Origin of the sequence: Aquiluna sp. KACHI24 (genome assembly GCF_025997915.1) — a bacterium.
Lineage (GTDB): Bacteria > Actinomycetota > Actinomycetes > Actinomycetales > Microbacteriaceae > Aquiluna.
Genome location: NZ_AP026677.1, coordinates 406,141 through 422,079 on the forward strand (window position 1 = coordinate 406,141; position 15,939 = coordinate 422,079).

At 54.3% G+C, this 15,939-nt stretch carries 14 protein-coding genes; 11 read left to right on the plus strand and 3 right to left on the minus strand.

Translation table 11 applies throughout. From position 1 onward, the window contains the following. Positions 1-93: 93 nt before the first annotated feature. Complete coding sequence (locus OO713_RS02085) at positions 94-567, minus strand: Lrp/AsnC family transcriptional regulator (protein ID WP_264786011.1); 474 nt, start codon at positions 565-567, stop codon at positions 94-96. 156 nt (positions 568-723) lie between these two features. Between OO713_RS02085 and OO713_RS02090 the strand changes: the two genes are divergently transcribed. The 5 genes from OO713_RS02090 to OO713_RS02110 all read left to right on the plus strand — a co-directional run bounded on the left by OO713_RS02090 (position 724) and on the right by OO713_RS02110 (position 6,358). Further along, positions 724-2,160, plus strand: coding sequence for a gamma-aminobutyraldehyde dehydrogenase (locus OO713_RS02090; protein ID WP_264786012.1), 1,437 nt, complete (start codon positions 724-726; stop codon positions 2,158-2,160). Positions 2,161-2,285: 125 nt separating this feature from the next. After that, a complete protein-coding gene (locus tag OO713_RS02095) occupies positions 2,286-3,518 on the plus strand; it encodes a spermidine/putrescine ABC transporter substrate-binding protein (RefSeq protein WP_264786013.1) in 1,233 nt (410 codons plus the stop codon). After that, positions 3,519-4,649 carry an ABC transporter ATP-binding protein gene (locus OO713_RS02100; protein WP_264786014.1) on the plus strand — a complete coding sequence of 377 codons (1,131 nt, stop codon included), beginning with the start codon at positions 3,519-3,521 and terminating at the stop codon, positions 4,647-4,649. Between the two features lie 3 nt (positions 4,650-4,652). After that, a complete protein-coding gene (locus OO713_RS02105; protein ID WP_264786015.1) occupies positions 4,653-5,567 on the plus strand; it encodes an ABC transporter permease in 915 nt (304 codons plus the stop codon). Continuing rightward, complete coding sequence (locus OO713_RS02110; protein ID WP_264786016.1) at positions 5,564-6,358, plus strand: ABC transporter permease; 795 nt, start codon at positions 5,564-5,566, stop codon at positions 6,356-6,358. The genes OO713_RS02105 and OO713_RS02110 overlap by 4 nt, the downstream gene beginning before the upstream one ends. A 56-nt stretch (positions 6,359-6,414) precedes the next feature. On the opposite strand, the gene OO713_RS02115 is transcribed toward OO713_RS02110, so the two are convergent. Both OO713_RS02115 and gabT read right to left on the minus strand, forming a co-directional pair. After that, positions 6,415-7,773 (minus strand): transaminase, encoded by a 1,359-nt coding sequence (locus OO713_RS02115; protein WP_264786017.1) that lies wholly within the window; start codon positions 7,771-7,773, stop codon positions 6,415-6,417. A gap of 73 nt (positions 7,774-7,846) precedes the next feature. Next, on the minus strand, positions 7,847-9,172 hold the full coding sequence (gene gabT, locus OO713_RS02120; protein ID WP_264786018.1) for a 4-aminobutyrate--2-oxoglutarate transaminase: 1,326 nt from the start codon (positions 9,170-9,172) through the stop codon (positions 7,847-7,849). A 63-nt stretch (positions 9,173-9,235) separates the two neighbouring features. On the opposite strand from gabT, the gene dxr reads away from it, so the two are divergent. The 6 genes from dxr to OO713_RS02150 are packed head-to-tail and all read left to right on the plus strand — an operon-like array spanning position 9,236 to position 15,926. After that, positions 9,236-10,327 (plus strand): 1-deoxy-D-xylulose-5-phosphate reductoisomerase, encoded by a 1,092-nt coding sequence (gene dxr, locus OO713_RS02125; RefSeq protein WP_264786019.1) that lies wholly within the window; start codon positions 9,236-9,238, stop codon positions 10,325-10,327. Positions 10,328-10,352: 25 nt separating this feature from the next. Beyond that, entirely contained in the window at positions 10,353-11,636 is a 1,284-nt protein-coding gene (locus OO713_RS02130; RefSeq protein ID WP_264786020.1) for a site-2 protease family protein, read from the plus strand. Positions 11,637-11,693: 57 nt separating this feature from the next. Then, positions 11,694-12,848 carry a flavodoxin-dependent (E)-4-hydroxy-3-methylbut-2-enyl-diphosphate synthase gene (gene ispG / locus OO713_RS02135; protein WP_264786021.1) on the plus strand — a complete coding sequence of 385 codons (1,155 nt, stop codon included), beginning with the start codon at positions 11,694-11,696 and terminating at the stop codon, positions 12,846-12,848. Between the two features lie 16 nt (positions 12,849-12,864). Next, positions 12,865-14,634 (plus strand): proline--tRNA ligase, encoded by a 1,770-nt coding sequence (locus tag OO713_RS02140; RefSeq protein WP_264786022.1) that lies wholly within the window; start codon positions 12,865-12,867, stop codon positions 14,632-14,634. Positions 14,635-14,656: 22 nt separating this feature from the next. Then, positions 14,657-15,628 carry a transcription termination factor NusA gene (nusA, locus tag OO713_RS02145; protein ID WP_264786419.1) on the plus strand — a complete coding sequence of 324 codons (972 nt, stop codon included), beginning with the start codon at positions 14,657-14,659 and terminating at the stop codon, positions 15,626-15,628. A 31-nt stretch (positions 15,629-15,659) separates the two neighbouring features. Then, entirely contained in the window at positions 15,660-15,926 is a 267-nt protein-coding gene (locus OO713_RS02150) for a YlxR family protein (RefSeq protein WP_264786023.1), read from the plus strand. Positions 15,927-15,939 lie beyond the last annotated feature (13 nt).

A 15,939-nucleotide genomic window follows, 5' to 3' on the forward strand; every position in this document is an offset into this window, starting at 1 on the left:
GTCAGACTTTCCAAACAGGGTGGCAAGCGGGTTGGACTTTGGCTTCTTCGGTGCCATTTTTCTCTTCTTCTTACTTGTTGGTTTCTGGGCTCATCATCGAGTTCCCCAGTTGTAGAACTGCTTGTGAAGTTTTAGGTAAACGAAAGTCTCTGCTGAAACTACACCCGGCAATAGGCGAATGTTGGAATTGAGAAGGTTGATCAGGTCTTCGTCATCTTCACAAACCACCTCGACCAGGATGTCAAAACCACCTGCGGTCAAAACCACATAATCGACCTGGGGAATATCAGCCAGAGCCTGCGCGACCTTGTTTACATCTCCTGTGCACTTGACTCCAACCATGGCCTGTCTGGAGAAGCCCAATCGCATCGGATCAGTTACGGCAACAATCTGCATCACCCCAGACTCATTGAGTTTCTGGACTCGTTGCCTGACCGCAGCTTCACTCAGGCCGACCACCTTGCCAATTTCGGCGTAGGACTTGCGACCATCGATCTGCAATTGCTCAACGATTTGCTTTGAAACCTCATCAAGTTGAGAGTGGCGCGTGCGCAGCATTCTGGTCATGAGCTTGAGTATGCCAACTTCGGAGGCAAAGCCCAAGCAATTCCGCACAATTGTGATGAATTTGCTACGAAATCAATTGATTTTTTTGATTTCACTTCGGAAATGGTTAGAGCAGGTTTAGAGTCTAGATATCTCAACTCGATGAGGAGTAACTAAGTGTCAGTAAGACAGTTGAAGAACTTTGTTGGCGGTCAGTATGTGTCCCCAGAATCAGACAAAGTAAGCGACGTAATCAACCCGGCCACCGGCGAAACCTACGCGCACGCCGCAGTCTCCTCAGCGCAGGATGTGCAAAAGGCCTACGAAGTTGCCCAGAAAGCATTTGAAGAGTGGTCTCAGACCACCCCTAGTGAGCGTCAGCTCGCACTTTTCCGAATCGCAGATGCACTTGAGGCTCGGGCACAGGAGGCTGCTGATGTCGAGAGTGAGAACACCGGTAAGCCACGCGGCACCTTGGTCGACTACGAGATCATGCCTTCGGTTGACCAGATTAGATTCTTCGCTGGTGCGGCTAGAAACTTGGAGGGACGGGCCACCGCCGAATACCTCAGGGATCACACCTCCTCGATCCGCCGCGAACCAATCGGTGTTATCGGTCAGGTGACCCCGTGGAACTACCCACTCAACATGGCAACCTGGAAGTTTGCTCCTGCGATTGCGGCGGGCAACACCATCGTGCTTAAGCCTTCAGACACCACCCCGGCATCAACCCTGTTGCTCGCTGAAATTGCGAGCGAGTTCTTGCCAGCGGGTGTCTTCAACGTGGTAACTGGTGATCGTGACACCGGTAGGGCCATGATTGAAAACCGCATTCCACAGATGGTGTCAATCACCGGCTCGGTTCGCGCCGGTATGGAGGTTGCCAAGAGCGCATCCGCTGATCTAAAGCGAGTGCATCTTGAGCTCGGTGGCAAGGCTCCGGTGATTGTGTTTGACGATGCAGATTTCGAAAAGGCTGCCGCAGGTATCGTTGCGGCTGGATTCTTCAACGCCGGGCAAGACTGCACCGCGGCGACTCGTCTACTGGTCCACGAAAACGCCTACGACAAGTTCATGACAGCTCTTATTGCTGAGGTCAAGGCCAATGCCAAGGTCGGCATGCCATCTGAGGATGGCATCTTGTTCGGACCTGTAAATAATGCCAACCAGCTCGTGAGAGTAAAGGGCTTTATCGACCGCCTGCCAGACCACGCCAAGATCGAGCACGGTGGAAACCAGCTGCCAGGATCCGGATACTTCCTGGAGCCGACCGTGCTATCGGGATTCAAGCAGGACGATGAGCACATCCAAGAGGAGATTTTTGGCCCAGTCATTACCGTCCAGAAGTTCTCCTCCGATGAGCAAGCTCTGAAGTGGGCAAACGATGTTCGCTATGGCTTGGCATCCTCGGTTTGGACCTCGAACCACACCCGGGCTATGCGCTTTGCCAAGTACCTAGACTTCGGTGCAGTTTGGATCAACACCCACATTCCTCTAGTTGCTGAAATGCCTCACGGTGGCTTCAAACACTCGGGCTATGGCAAGGATCTCTCGCACTACGGTTTTGAGGATTACACCCGCGTCAAGCACGTGATGAGCTACATCGGAGACTGAAGGTAAAAATTGGATTTCGGGGTCCAAATTTAGGTTTTTGTGTGACAAACTTTCCCTTGTTCCACGAAGCCGTTGGGTTTCGAGAAGTTGGTTGGCGGTAACGCCCGATTAATAGGAGACAAGTAATGAAGCGTGGACTTCCTGAAGACCCAATGATGCGCCAGCTGGTTGAGATGGCTAGGCAAAAAATGATCTCCCGCCGTGCGGCTCTTCTGGGTCTTGGTGGAACTGCGGCTGCACTGAGCTTGGCCTCCTGTGCTCCTGCTTCATCAACTCTTACTCCAGCCGAGGATCTATCCGACTCCGAGAAGGTCTTGGTTTGGCACAACTGGCCGCTCTACATGGACGGTGAAGACGATGGCTCCTACCCGACCCTGAACCGCTTCATGGACCAGACCGGCATCACAGTTGAATACATGATGGAAATCGATGACAACGACACCTGGTACGCAAAGGTCAAGGACCAGCTGGCTCTAGGTGCCGACCCGGGCTTTGACGTAGCCTGCCCAACCAACTGGCTGGTAAACCGCATGATCGCACTGGGTTACCTGCAGACCATGGACAACGCAAACATGCCGAACAAGGTTGCCAACCTTGCACCTGCCTACCTAGGTGATGACAACGACCCAGACCGCGTGCTTTCAGTTCCTTACCAGGGCATCATCGGCGGCATCGTTTACAACAAGAAGATGTACAAAGAGGCGACCGGCAAGGACGCCCCCACCTCACTAGCTGATGTTTGGGCCCCTGAGCTAAAGGGACGCGTTGGTCTAATTTCCGAGATGCGTGACTCCGTTGGACTTACCCTGCTAAGCCAGGGTGTAGACATCAAGGATCCTGCGTCACTCACCGAAGATGCTTTCAACGAGGCCGTTGACTTCATTGCCGCCCAGGTTTCTTCCGGACAGATCTTCAACATCAAGGGCAACTCCTACGGTGAGGATCTAGCAAACGGCAACATCATCGTTGCATTGGCCTGGTCTGGTGACACCACCATCCTCAACTACGAGGTTGGCGAGGACCGCTTCGGATTCGTAGTGCCAGACACCGGCTCTACCATCTCCTCTGACTCATTCGTTATTCCGATGGGCTCCCAGCACAAGAAGAACGCTGAAGCTCTAATCAACTACTACTACGACCCAGTAAACGCTGCTGAGTTGGCTGCCTACGTGAACTACGTAACCCCAGTAGTTGGCGCTAAGGAAGAGATGATGAAGACCGACCCAGAGTTGGCCGAGAACCCACTGATCTTCCCATCCGAGGAGTTCCTTGCCAACGTGCACGCTTTCCGTCCACTAACCGGACAGGAAGAGCAGCGCTTTGCGACCAAGTGGCAAAACTTGCTACTAGGCGCATAGGTGGCAGAGCAGTTTGTTGCTCGAGGACAAGATCTCGAGCTGGTAGGTATTCGCAAAGAGTTCCCTGGTTTCACGGCTATTGAAAACCTTGACCTGAAGATTCCTGCGGGTGAGTTCTTCGCCCTGCTGGGACCTTCGGGTTGCGGTAAGACGACAACCTTGCGCATCATCGCAGGTCTGGAAGAGCCAACCGTTGGCAAGGTTTTGATCGGTGGCAAAGATGTCACCGCCTCAAAGCCCCACCAGCGTCCGGTGAACACTGTTTTCCAAAGCTATGCCCTCTTTCCACACATGAGTGTGTTGGAAAACGTCGCTTTCGGTCTGCGTCAGCGCAAAATTGACGAGCCGCTGCCAAAGGCGACCAAGGCTCTTGAGCTCGTCGAGCTCGAGCACCTTGCAAACCGCAAACCGCAGCAGCTCTCCGGTGGTCAGCAGCAGCGTGTTGCGTTGGCTCGAGCATTGGTAAATCGTCCAGCGCTCCTGCTCTTGGATGAGCCACTTGGTGCTTTGGACCTGAAGCTTCGTCGCCAGATGCAGGTAGAGCTCAAGGCCATCCAAATGGAAGTCGGCTTGACCTTCTTGCACGTCACTCACGACCAGGAGGAGGCCATGGACATGGCCGACACCGTAGCGGTTATGAACCAGGGTCGAATCGAGCAGATGGGTGCTCCTGAGGCTCTTTACGACCGACCAAAGACCGCATTCGTTGCAAGGTTCCTAGGCCAGTCCAACATCTTCGTTGGTGAGGTAATCGAGAACACCGACAACGTAGTGGCAATCAACGTCAATGGTCAGCGCATTGCAACTCCAAAACTTCGCGCTGAGAAGCACGAGGGCAAGATTGCCATCGGTGTGAGACCAGAAAAGGCGACCTTCCACGAGGTGAAGCCTGAGCTCGGTAGCGATCACAACTTGGTAGGCCCAGGAGAGATCATCGACATCCGGTTCACTGGCGTCTCCAACCAGTACCTAATCGATGTTCCGGGCTTTGGTGACATCACCGTTTTTGCTCAGAACGTTGGCAAGTCTCCAGTTGTAGAGCTGGGAGCTAACGTATGGGTGAGCTGGAAGGTCGAGCACAGCTTTGGTCTAAGCGATCTGCCAACCAAGGCAGATAACGACGAGATCTAAGCCATGGCATTCGTAGCACTTGGCCAAGGAGGCGGGAAGTCTGCGGCTCCGGTGAAAAGCTCCAGCAAGGTAGCTTTCATTCTGCTTGCCCCGGGCATGATTTACCTGGGTCTATTTTTCCTAACGCCGCTGGTTTCGCTCGTAATCACCTCACTCAAGACTGCGAGCATGACCGGTGTCATCGGAATGTATGACTACGGCTTTGAACCCGGTAATTACGCCTACGCGATCTCACAGTATGGTCCGCAGATCATCAGGTCTTTTGGCTATGCGATCGTGGCAACGATTCTGGCGCTGATGATCAGCTACCCGATTGCCTACTTCATCGGAGTCAAGGCTAGGAACAAGCCGGTGCTGCAGGCGCTTCTTTTGACCTTGGTGATCGCACCGTTTTTCATCTCGTTTCTGCTTAGAACCTTCGCTTGGAAGCAGATCTTCTCGAATGAGTCTCCGATCACCCAGTTCCTGCAGCAGATTGGGCTACTGGGCTCTAGTGACTACATCATCGGCTCATCGTTTGCAGTGATCTTTGGATTGACCTACAACTTCATCCCTTTCATGACTTTGCCTATCTACACCTCACTGGAACGTCTGGACGTGAGACTTGTGGAGGCTGGATCTGATCTCTACGCATCACCGGCAAAGACCTTCTGGAAGATCACCTTCCCGCTTTCGATGCCCGGTGTGATTTCAGGAACCCTGCTGACTTTTATCCCGATCTCTGGCGACTACGTGAACGCCTCCCGCGACTTCTTGGGTGGTTCAGATACCGCGATGATCGGAAACGTGGTTGAGGCTAACTTCTTTAGAATCCAGGACTACCCAACCGCATCTGCTCTCAGCGTGATGCTGATGGCGGCGATTGTGATCTTGGTGTCTGCCTATGTGAAGCGCTCGGGTACGGAGGATCTACTGTGAAACTCTCGCTCGGTAAGTGGCTATTGCCAACCTATGTTGCGCTCGCTTTCATTTTCATGATGGTGCCGATCGCGTACACCTTCGTCTTCTCCTTCAACGAGGTGGAGAAATCGAATATTGCTTGGAAGAGCTTCACGTTTGATAACTGGCTCAATGTCTGCGATAAGGCAGAGGTTTGCTCGGCATTCGGTAACTCAATTGCGATTGCGGTGATTTCTACCCTGGCATCAACCGCGCTGGGCACCGCCATCGCAATCGCCCTGGGTCGCTACAAGTTCAAGGGTCGCTCCATCACCAACCTATTGCTGTTCCTGCCTATGGCAACCCCAGAGGTGGTTATGGGTGCTGGCCTTGCTGCGCAGTTCTTGAACGTGGGTGTTGGCAAGGGTTTCTGGACTATCGTCGTCGCTCACGTTATGTTCACCCTCAGCTTCGTTGTGGTGACTGTGAAGGCTCGTGTGGCCACCTTGGATCCAAGGCTTGAGGAGGCTGGTTCTGACCTCTATGGCAACCCCGCCTCCGTCTTCTGGAAGATCACCTTCCCGCTGCTATTGCCGGGAATCATGGCGGCGGCGATGCTGTCCTTCGCTCTGAGCTTTGATGACTTCATCATCACCCAGTTCAACTCGGGGCCAGAGACCACCTTCCCGAAGTTCATCTACACCGCTGCGGCTCGAGGCATTCCACCAGAGGCCAACGTGATTGGATCTGCGGTATTTATCGTGGCAATCGCGATCGTGCTAATTGTTCAGCTGCGATCCACGCTGAAGGCCAAAAAGCTCAGTAAGTAATTCACAAAAACTAACCCCCCGACTGATCTCAATCGGGGGGTTTAGTTTTCCTTTGACTAGCTATATAGCGCTGCCACTGCCTCACGGAAGTGAGCATGGTGGTGAGCTACGTCCTCTTCATCTGTGTAAGGGGACATCAGAGCCATGTTGTGGAACGGAGTCATCAGGATTCCGCGGTTGATGGCGTGAAGCTGCAGGTATTGCTGCAGCTCAAAGTCATCGGCATCCGCAGCTTCGCGACCATTCTTTGGAGCGGTGGAGCGGAAGCTGTATTCACCTCGGCAACCGATACGTGAAACCTGCCACGGCAGTTGATACTCGTCGATCACTTCCTGAACGTTTTTGACCCAAAGTTCAGCCAAAGCCTCCATTTTTTCAAAAGCCTTAGGGGTCAACACTTGCTCCAGGGTGGCGCGCACGGCAGCCATCGACAGGGCGTTTCCGGCAAGAGTGCCACCAACTCCACCGATGTCGATGCTCTCCAGGTGCATCGATGATTCAATGCGCAGAGCTAGCTCATTGGTGAGTCCGTAGGCACCGACTGGCACTCCACCACCGATGGTCTTACCAAGCACTACTGCGTCTGGGTTCAGACCATATTTGGCAGTCATTCCGCCAACTCCGGCCGAAAGGGTGTGAGTTTCATCCAAGATCCAGATCACGTCATACTTCAGGCATAGCTCCTCCATGCCCTTTAGGTAATCAGGATCTGGCAGCACGATACCGATGTTGGTTAGCGCTGGCTCCATGAGCATGGCTGCTACCTCACCGGTTGCAAATGCTCTCTCGGCAGCCTCTAGATCGTTGAATGGAATCACGACGGTGGTCTGCTTAAGGTCAATTGGCTTACCGACGTTGTCGCGTCTTGGGACCGTGTTTCCCTCATCGTCCATGACTGCAAAAGTCTCATCTACTGTGCCGTGATAGCAGTAGTCGTGGACTGCAATCTTTTGCCTGCCGGTGACATGGCGCGAGTAGCGCAGCATATGACGGTTTGCATCTGTTGCACTGAGGGTGAACTGCCACTTGGTCAGCCCGAATCGCTCACTTAGCATGGCACCGTTATAGGCAGCATCCTCGGTCGGGAGCATGAATGTTGATCCCCGAGCGATCTGTTTTTGCACAGCCTTGACGGTTGGGTCGGGAGCATGTCCTGACATAGCGCCGGTGTCACCGAGGCAGAAGTCGGTGTACATAAGTCCATCGACATCTGTGAAGTGAGAGCCCTTGGCGTGCTCTACGTAAATTGGATAGGGTCCGGGCCACTTCGACATCCAAATCATTGGAACACCACTCAGAAGCGGCTCAGCGGCCGTTTCATAAAGCTCGCGTGAGCGAGGGTGGGTCGAAATGTAGCGGTTGAGTTCTTCTCTGAAGAGGTTGTCTAGGCGCTCTCTGTCGCCGTAGGCCTGCACGATGAATCACCTTCGATTCTAGGTTTTGTAACTAGTGAGCAGATTTTGCTCACTAGTCACAATAAGTGAAGACCTAGAGCTTTGCCAAACCGGCAGCCAACACCTCAAGAGCATCTTCCAACAGCTCGTTGGTGATAGCCAGTGGAGGGAGGAAGCGGATCACGTTGTTGTAGGTTCCAGCGTTGAGAATCAATACACCGTTTGAGTGGCAGTGCTTCACAAGCTCTTCAACCGCCTTGGAGTTTGGAGTCTTGGTGCCTGCCTCGACAAACTCAATCGCGATCATGGCGCCCTTGCCTCGGACATCACCGATGATTGGGTACTGAGCCTGGAGTGCAGTCAGCTTGCTGGTCAGGAGCTCACCGATTTCAAGAGCTCGCTCAAGCCAGCCGCCCTCTTCAATCTGCTCCAAAACTGCAACACCTGCGGCTACAGCGGTTGGAGAGCCACCGAAAGTGCCACCAAGGCCACCAGCGTGCGCGGCATCCATGATCTCTGCACGGCCTACAACACCTGAGAGCGGCATGCCACCAGCAATGCCCTTGGCAACTGTGATGAGATCTGGCTCAAAGCCCTCCTCCCACTCGCTGGCAAACCACTTTCCGGTTCTTGCGATACCGGACTGAACCTCGTCAGCAACCATCACGATGCCGTTTGCACGGCACCAGGCCGAGAGGGTTCTCAGGAAACCAGGGGCTGGGACGATGAATCCACCCTCACCCTGAATCGGTTCAATAAAGACCGCGGCCAGCTGGCCAGCTCCAACGCGCTTCTCGAGATAAGTGATGGCGCGGGTCGCTGCCTCTTCACCGGTGAGACCCTCGGAGTCACGGAATGGGTAGCTCATTGGGGTGTGGTGCACGCTACCTGCAAGCGGACCAAAGCCCGTGCCATATGGGTGGGCCTTGAAGTTCATCGACATGGTCAGGTTGGTGCGACCGTGATAGGCGTGGTCAAAGACTGCGATCTCCGTGCGGCCGGTTGCCTTGCGGGCAATCTTGACGGCGTTCTCTACTGCCTCAGCGCCGGAGTTGAAAAATGCCGCCTTTTTGGCAAAGTTGCCTGGAGCGTGCTTGGTGATCAGCTCTGCAACTCGCACATAAGGCTCGTACGGAGCAACCGTGAAAAGAGTGTGGGTGAGCTTCGCCACCTGCTCCTGAACGGCCGCTACCACTTTTTCGTTGGTGTGACCAATGGTCACAACACCAATTCCAGACCCCATGTCGATGAACTGATTGCCATCGACATCTTTCAAGATCGCACCATGAGCGCGATCGATAAATACAGGCAGGGTGGTGCCAACACCAGCAGACACAACCTGCTTGCGGCGCTCTTGCATTTGGACGGAAATTGGACCTGGGATAGAAGTTGCCAGGATTCGCTTTTGCTCTAGGCTCATGCCCCAAGTTTAAGCCCACTAACCTTGCTCCTAGCTCACAAATAGCTGGGGAGTTTTTGGAAGATGAGAAAAGTCTTAGTGCTCGGTTCCACTGGGTCTATTGGCACCCAGGCTCTCGAGGTCATTGCCGCCAACCCAGAGCGCTTTCAGCTCGTTGGTCTATCCGCTAATTCGAATAAAGAATTGCTCGCTGAGCAGCAGCGATTTTTTGGCCTTACTGATGCCCAGGTTGGCCTTGGCCCCAAGGATGCTGCACAGCTCGCGCTGAATACCGATGCAGCTGTTGTTGTCAATGGCATCACGGGATCCGCAGGTCTTGAGGCAACCCTGAACACCCTACGATCTGGAAAGACGTTGGCGTTAGCAAACAAAGAGTCGTTGATTGTCGGTGGCCCGCTCGTGAAGTCGCTGGCTCGACCAGGACAAATCGTGCCGGTTGACTCTGAGCACTCTGCGATTGCGCAGTGTTTGCGATCCGGCGCAAGCTCTGAGGTCAGAAAACTTATCCTGACCGCATCTGGTGGACCATTTCGCGGTCGTAGCCGACAGCAGCTCGAAAACGTGACTCCAGCCGATGCGCTGAAACACCCAACTTGGAACATGGGTCGAGTTGTTACAACAAACTCTGCGACTTTGGTGAACAAGGGCCTTGAGCTGATTGAGGCGCACCTACTTTTTGACATCCCACTCGACCGCATCGATGTCACCGTTCACCCGCAGTCTGTGGTGCACTCCATGGTTGAGTTCATTGACGGCTCGGTAATTGCGCAGTGCTCACCACCGGATATGAAATTGCCGATCGCCCTGGGAATGAGTTGGCCAGAGCGAGTGGCCAATGTCGCCACTCCGGTCGATTGGACCAAATCCCACAGCTGGCAGTTTGAGCCATTGGACGAAGAGGTTTTTGGGGCAGTTCGGCTGGCTCGAGAGGTAGGTCTTGCAGGTTTTACCTACCCTGCAGTTTTCAATGCAGCGAATGAGCAGGCAGTGGATGCCTTCCATGATGGCAAGCTCAGCTTCCTGGGGATTGTCGAGTTGGTTCGCAGGGTCGTGGAGCTTCACAGCGCAGAGGCCGAACTCTCGCTCGAATCTGTTCTGGCGGCCGAGACTTGGGCTCGTGAGACTGCGGATTCGCTGATAGCGAGCGGCAGCTAGGTCAAGTTGCAGGTAGCCTAATCGCGTGGAGACAGCCCTTTACATTCTCGGAATAGTGGCCGTGATGATTGGCATCGCGCTCTCGATTGGGCTGCATGAAATCGGTCACCTTTGGCCGGCAAAAGTTTTTGGTGTTCGAGTCACCCAGTACATGATCGGTTTTGGCCCGACCGTATATTCAAAGACCAAGGGCGAGACCGAATACGGCGTAAAGGCAATTCCCCTGGGTGGCTACATCCAAATGATCGGCATGTACCCGCCAGAGCACAAGCCCTACCGCGGACTATTCAAGAACTGGATCACAGACGCTAGAAATGAGATTCGCAAGGATCTGCTTCCTTCCGATGAGGGTAGACAGTTTCACCAGCTGAAGCCTTGGAAAAAGATCACCATCATGCTCGGTGGGCCAATGATGAATCTGGTTCTGGGTGTTGTTTTGATGGTCACGGCCCTCAGCGGTATCGGTCCAATGCAGCCGTCTTTGACAGTGAATGAGGTCTTCGACTGCGTCGAGGGGGATAGTTGTTCCGAGGCTGGCACATCGCCCGCAAAGCTAGCGGGTATGCAGCCTGGAGATGTGGTCACCGAGGTGAATGGCCATCAAGTTTCGGATTGGGATCAGGCAATTGCGCAGCTGAATCAAAGGCCTGCGGCCCCATCGCAAATCACTGTGCTGCGCGAGGGTCAGCCGAGAGAGTTAGAACTCACTCCGGTCTTTACCGAGCGCCAGGCATTTGATGACCAGGGGCAGCCGCTCAAGGATGACGCAGGGCTTCCAGTCACCGAACTCAGACCGATCATCGGTATTCAGCTCAAATCGGAAAACACCCCTCTTGAGCTGGGAGAGTCCTTTGCCTACTCGGGGCAGGTAATAGCTGGAACGGCAGGCTTTATTTTGGATCTGCCAAACCAGATCTATCAGGTCACCGCCGCAACCCTGGGTTTCATTGAGCGTGATCAGACCGGTGTGGTTTCAATCGTTGGTGTGGGCCAGCTGGCGGGAGAGTTGAGCGCATCGGATGGCTTGGGCTTGGAATCCAAGATTGCATCGCTTCTGCTGTTGTTGGGCTCTCTGAACATCGCGCTGTTTGCCTTCAACTTGATCCCCCTTCTGCCACTCGATGGCGGTCACGTGCTATCTGCCATCTATGAGTCTTTGAAGCGAATGGTGAGCCGGTTATCTGGTCGCGGTCAGCCCAGTGTTGACACCGCTAGAGCGCTACCGCTTGCTTATGCGGTTTGGGCAGTGTTGATTGCGGTGGGGGCATTAGTAATAATCGCCGACCTCACCAACCCGATTTCGATTTGATTAGGAAGTAAGTTTTGGTCTTAGCTGTTATTAGCTGATGGCCATGGAAGGAAACAAGTGCCTGCTGTAAACCTAGGATTACCAAAGTCCCCGCCACCAGTTCTAGCCCCGCGAAGAAAGTCTCGCCAAATCATGGTGGGAAAGGTTGCCGTGGGTGGCGATGCCCCAATCAGCGTGCAGTCAATGTGCACCACCCCAACCACTGACATCAACGCCACCCTGCAGCAGATTGCAGAGCTCACCGCTTCCGGTTGCGACATCGTGCGCGTTGCCGTGCCATCCCAGGACGATGCCGATGTGCTTCGCATCATCGCGAAGCGATCTCAGATTCCGGTGATCGCCGATATTCACTTCCAGCCAAAGTATGTCTTCCAGGCCATTGATGCCGGCTGTGGTGCAGTTCGAGTAAACCCGGGCAACATCCGAAAGTTCGATGACCAGGTTGGTGCCATTGCAAAGGCTGCCAAAGAAGCTGGAGTCTCCATCCGAATCGGTGTCAATGCTGGTTCTTTGGACCCACGTCTGCTCGAGAAGTACGGTAAGCCAACCGCGGAAGCATTAGTCGAGTCGGCAGTTTGGGAAGCATCACTTTTTGAAGAGCACGACTTCCACGATTTCAAGATCTCCGTCAAGCACAACGACCCGGTGGTTATGGTTCGTGCCTACGAGCTATTGGCAGAGCGTGGCGACTGGCCGCTGCATCTTGGGGTCACCGAGGCAGGACCAGCTTTTCAGGGCACAATTAAGTCCTCTGTTGCTTTTGGAGCGCTGCTGTCAAAGGGCATCGGCGACACCATTCGCGTCTCGCTATCGGCTCCACCGGTGGAGGAGATCAAGGTTGGTTCGCAGATTCTCGAGTCGCTGAACCTTCGACCAAGAAAGCTTGAGATCGTCAGCTGCCCAAGCTGTGGCCGCGCACAGGTAGACGTTTACACGCTTGCTAATCAGGTGACTGAAGGCTTGCAGCACTTGACCGTGCCAATTCGAGTTGCGGTTATGGGCTGTGTGGTGAATGGTCCGGGTGAGGCACGCGAGGCAGACCTTGGTGTTGCATCGGGCAACGGCAAGGGTCAGATTTTCGTCAAGGGCGAGATCATCAAGACCGTGCCTGAAACCGAGATTGTCGCCACCTTGATCGAAGAGGCAAACCGGATTGCTGCCGAAATGGATCCTGCAATCGTTGGAACAGCGCAGGTCAGCGTAGGCGAATAGCTCTAACATTGTGCTCATGCCAATTCGCCTGAGCTCTCTGTTTTTGCGCACGCTTCGCGAGGATCCGTCCGATGCTGAAGTTGAAAGCCACCGTCTTCTAGTTCGCGCCGGATACATTCGTCGCGCAGCCCCGGGCATCTTCACCTGGTTGCCACTGGGACTTCGCGTGAAGGCAAACATCGAGCGGATTGTGCGTGAGGAGATGGAGCGCGCTGGAGCTCAGGAAGTTTTCTTCCCAGCTCTTTTGCCAAAAGAACCCTACGAGGCCACCGGTCGCTGGGAAGAATACGGCGACAACATCTTCCGCCTGCAGGATCGTAAAAAAGCCGATTACCTGCTAGCCCCAACTCACGAGGAAGTCTTCACGCTTTTGGTGAAGGACATGTATTCGTCCTACAAAGATTTGCCGCTGGCGATTTATCAAATTCAGAATAAGTACCGCGATGAAGCGCGTCCAAGGGCGGGCCTACTACGCGGTCGTGAGTTTGTGATGAAGGACGCCTACAGCTTCGATGTCACCGATGAAGGTCTAGCGAAGAGCTACCAGGCGCAACGAGACGCCTATGAGCGCATCTTCCAGAGATTGGGAGTTGAATACGTCGTCGTCAAGGCAGACGCCGGCGCGATGGGTGGCTCTAAGTCAGAGGAGTTCCTGAGCCCTTCACCGATTGGAGAGGATACCTTTGTTCGCTCCGCTGGTGGGTTTGCCGCGAACGTCGAGGCAGTCAGCTTTGCTCCTGCACCTGAGGTTGATGCATCCAACAACCCTGCACCACAGATTTTTGATTCACCCAACACCCCAACCATTGCGACGTTGGTGGATTTTGCAAATCAAAATCATCCGGGTGCTCGCCCGTTCACTGCAGCTGACACCCTCAAGAATGTCGTTCTTGCTCTGATCTCGCCTGATGGCAAGCGCGAGCTGGTAGTCGTAGGTCTTCCCGGAGACCGCGAAGTCGACCAAAAGCGCGCCGAGGCTTGTTTCGGCCCAAATGAAGTTGAAGCTGCAAACGAGAGCGACTTCGCAAAGTACCCGCAACTTGTGAAGGGCTACATCGGTCCGGTGCAAGATGGCAAGCAGTTCCTGGGCAAAGAGGGCATCTCTGGTATTCGCTATCTACTCGACCCAAGAGTGGCCAAGGGTTCGATGTGGATTACCGGTGCGAACTTAGACCAAAAGCATATTTTCAACCTCACCTACGGCCGTGACTTCGAAGCGGACGGCATCGCCGATATCGCTGAGATTCGGGCTGGCGATCCCGCTCCCGACGGCTCAGGCGAACTCGAGTTGGCTCGAGGTATCGAGATTGGTCACGTTTTCCAGCTCGGTAGAAAGTATGCCGAGGCACTGGATCTCAAGGTTCTGGATGAGAACGGCAAGTTGGTGACGGTGACCATGGGTTCATACGGCATCGGCGTCACACGCTTGGTTGCAGTTTTGGCTGAGGCCAACCGAGATGATTCTGGTCTTATCTGGCCGGAGGCTGTATCTCCGGCCGATGTTCACATCATCGCTGCGGGCAAGGATGAGGAGCCCTTCCAAGCTGCCGAGATGCTAACCCAGCAGGCCGAATCCAAGGGTCTGAGCGTGCTGCTCGATGATCGTCAGAAGGTTAGCCCTGGAGTGAAATTCGCCGATGCTGAGTTGATTGGCGTGCCCTGGGTGATCATTTGTGGCCGAGGTGTTGCAGAGGGTCAGGTTGAGCTTTGGAATCGCCGAAGCGGTGAGCGCGTTCAGGTAGGGCTAGAATCTGCCATTGAAGAGCTCACAGCTCGACGCTCATAAAAGAAAAAGGCAGGCCGACCAGATGGACATCGATCTCTCAGTACTGCGACTACTCGAGCGCGAAAAAGAAATTCCATTCGATGAATTGGTAACCATCATCGAAGCGGCAATCCTTGCCGCATACTTCAAGCACATTGGCGCCACTGAGAAGTCCGCGCGTGCCGAACTTGACCGTAAAACTGGTCACGTCACGATTCACAAGCCAGTATTCAATGACGAGGGCGAGCAGGTCGCCGAGGAGAACGTCACTCCAGAGGGCTTTGGTCGCGTTGCCGCTTACGCTGCAAAGCAGGTAATTGCTCAGCGCATGCGCGAGATCTCGGATGAGGGCTTGCTCGGTGAATTCAAGGGCAAAGAGGGTGACATTGTTGCCGGTGTGATTCAGCAGGGCACCCGCTCAAACATGGTTTACGTGAACCTGGGTTCAATCGAGGCGATGATGCCCCCGGAGGAGCAGGTTCCTGGCGAGGATTACTCTCACGGTCGACGCATTCGCGTCTACGTCACAAGCGTTCAGAAGGGACCTCGCGGTCCTCAGATCACCGTTTCGAGAACCCACCCAGGATTGATTCGTAAGCTCTTTGCCCTTGAGGTGCCAGAGGTAGCAAGCGGGTTGGTTGAGATTGCATCGGTTGCCCGCGAAGCCGGTCACCGCACCAAGATTGCCGTGATCGCCAAGCAGCCTGGCATCAACGCGAAGGGTGCCTGCATCGGTGAATTAGGTCAACGGGTTCGCGCAGTTTCTGCTGAGCTGAACGAGGAAAAGATTGACGTGGTCGATTTTTCTGAAGATCTTCCAAAGTTCGTCGCGCACGCTCTCTCCCCAGCTCGAGTATCAAGCGCGAAGCTGGTTGATGCCGCACTGAGGGCCGTGCGAGTGACCGTTCCAGAGTTTCAGCTTTCGCTCGCTATTGGCAAAGAGGGGCAAAACGCCCGCTTAGCAGCCAAGCTCACTGGAGCGAAAATCGACATTCAGCCAGATACTGGCGCTTAGGTCTAGCCCAAGCGGGGTAGGTGGGCCTAGAATGAACCCAGTAAGAACCTGTGTTGGCTGTCGCCAGCGCGATCTATCGAAAAACCTAATCCGGGTAGTCAGAATCGAAGATGAGTTTGTCATCCAAGATTCTTCACTCGGCCGAGGCGCCTGGGTTCACCAGGCTTGCATCGAAAAGGCAATCGAGAGAAAAGGTTTCCAAAGAGTTTTGGGTGAGGCCAGTGTGGCCAATCTCAAGAACCGGCCCGAGAAACAGGCAGAGAAAAATGCTGGCGATCAAATGAGAACCTCGAAATGAGATCCGCTCAGCA

Coding starts and splice junctions, on each gene's coding strand:
- OO713_RS02095 (WP_264786013.1), top strand. CDS start 2,286: ATGAAGCGTGGACTTCCTGAAGACCCAATGATGCGCCAGCTGGTTGAG.
- nusA (WP_264786419.1), top strand. CDS start 14,657: ATGGACATCGATCTCTCAGTACTGCGACTACTCGAGCGCGAAAAAGAA.
- OO713_RS02105 (WP_264786015.1), top strand. CDS start 4,653: ATGGCATTCGTAGCACTTGGCCAAGGAGGCGGGAAGTCTGCGGCTCCG.
- OO713_RS02140 (WP_264786022.1), top strand. CDS start 12,865: ATGCCAATTCGCCTGAGCTCTCTGTTTTTGCGCACGCTTCGCGAGGAT.
- dxr (WP_264786019.1), top strand. CDS start 9,236: ATGAGAAAAGTCTTAGTGCTCGGTTCCACTGGGTCTATTGGCACCCAG.
- OO713_RS02150 (WP_264786023.1), top strand. CDS start 15,660: ATGAACCCAGTAAGAACCTGTGTTGGCTGTCGCCAGCGCGATCTATCG.
- gabT (WP_264786018.1), bottom strand. CDS start 9,172: ATGAGCCTAGAGCAAAAGCGAATCCTGGCAACTTCTATCCCAGGTCCA.
- OO713_RS02085 (WP_264786011.1), bottom strand. CDS start 567: ATGACCAGAATGCTGCGCACGCGCCACTCTCAACTTGATGAGGTTTCA.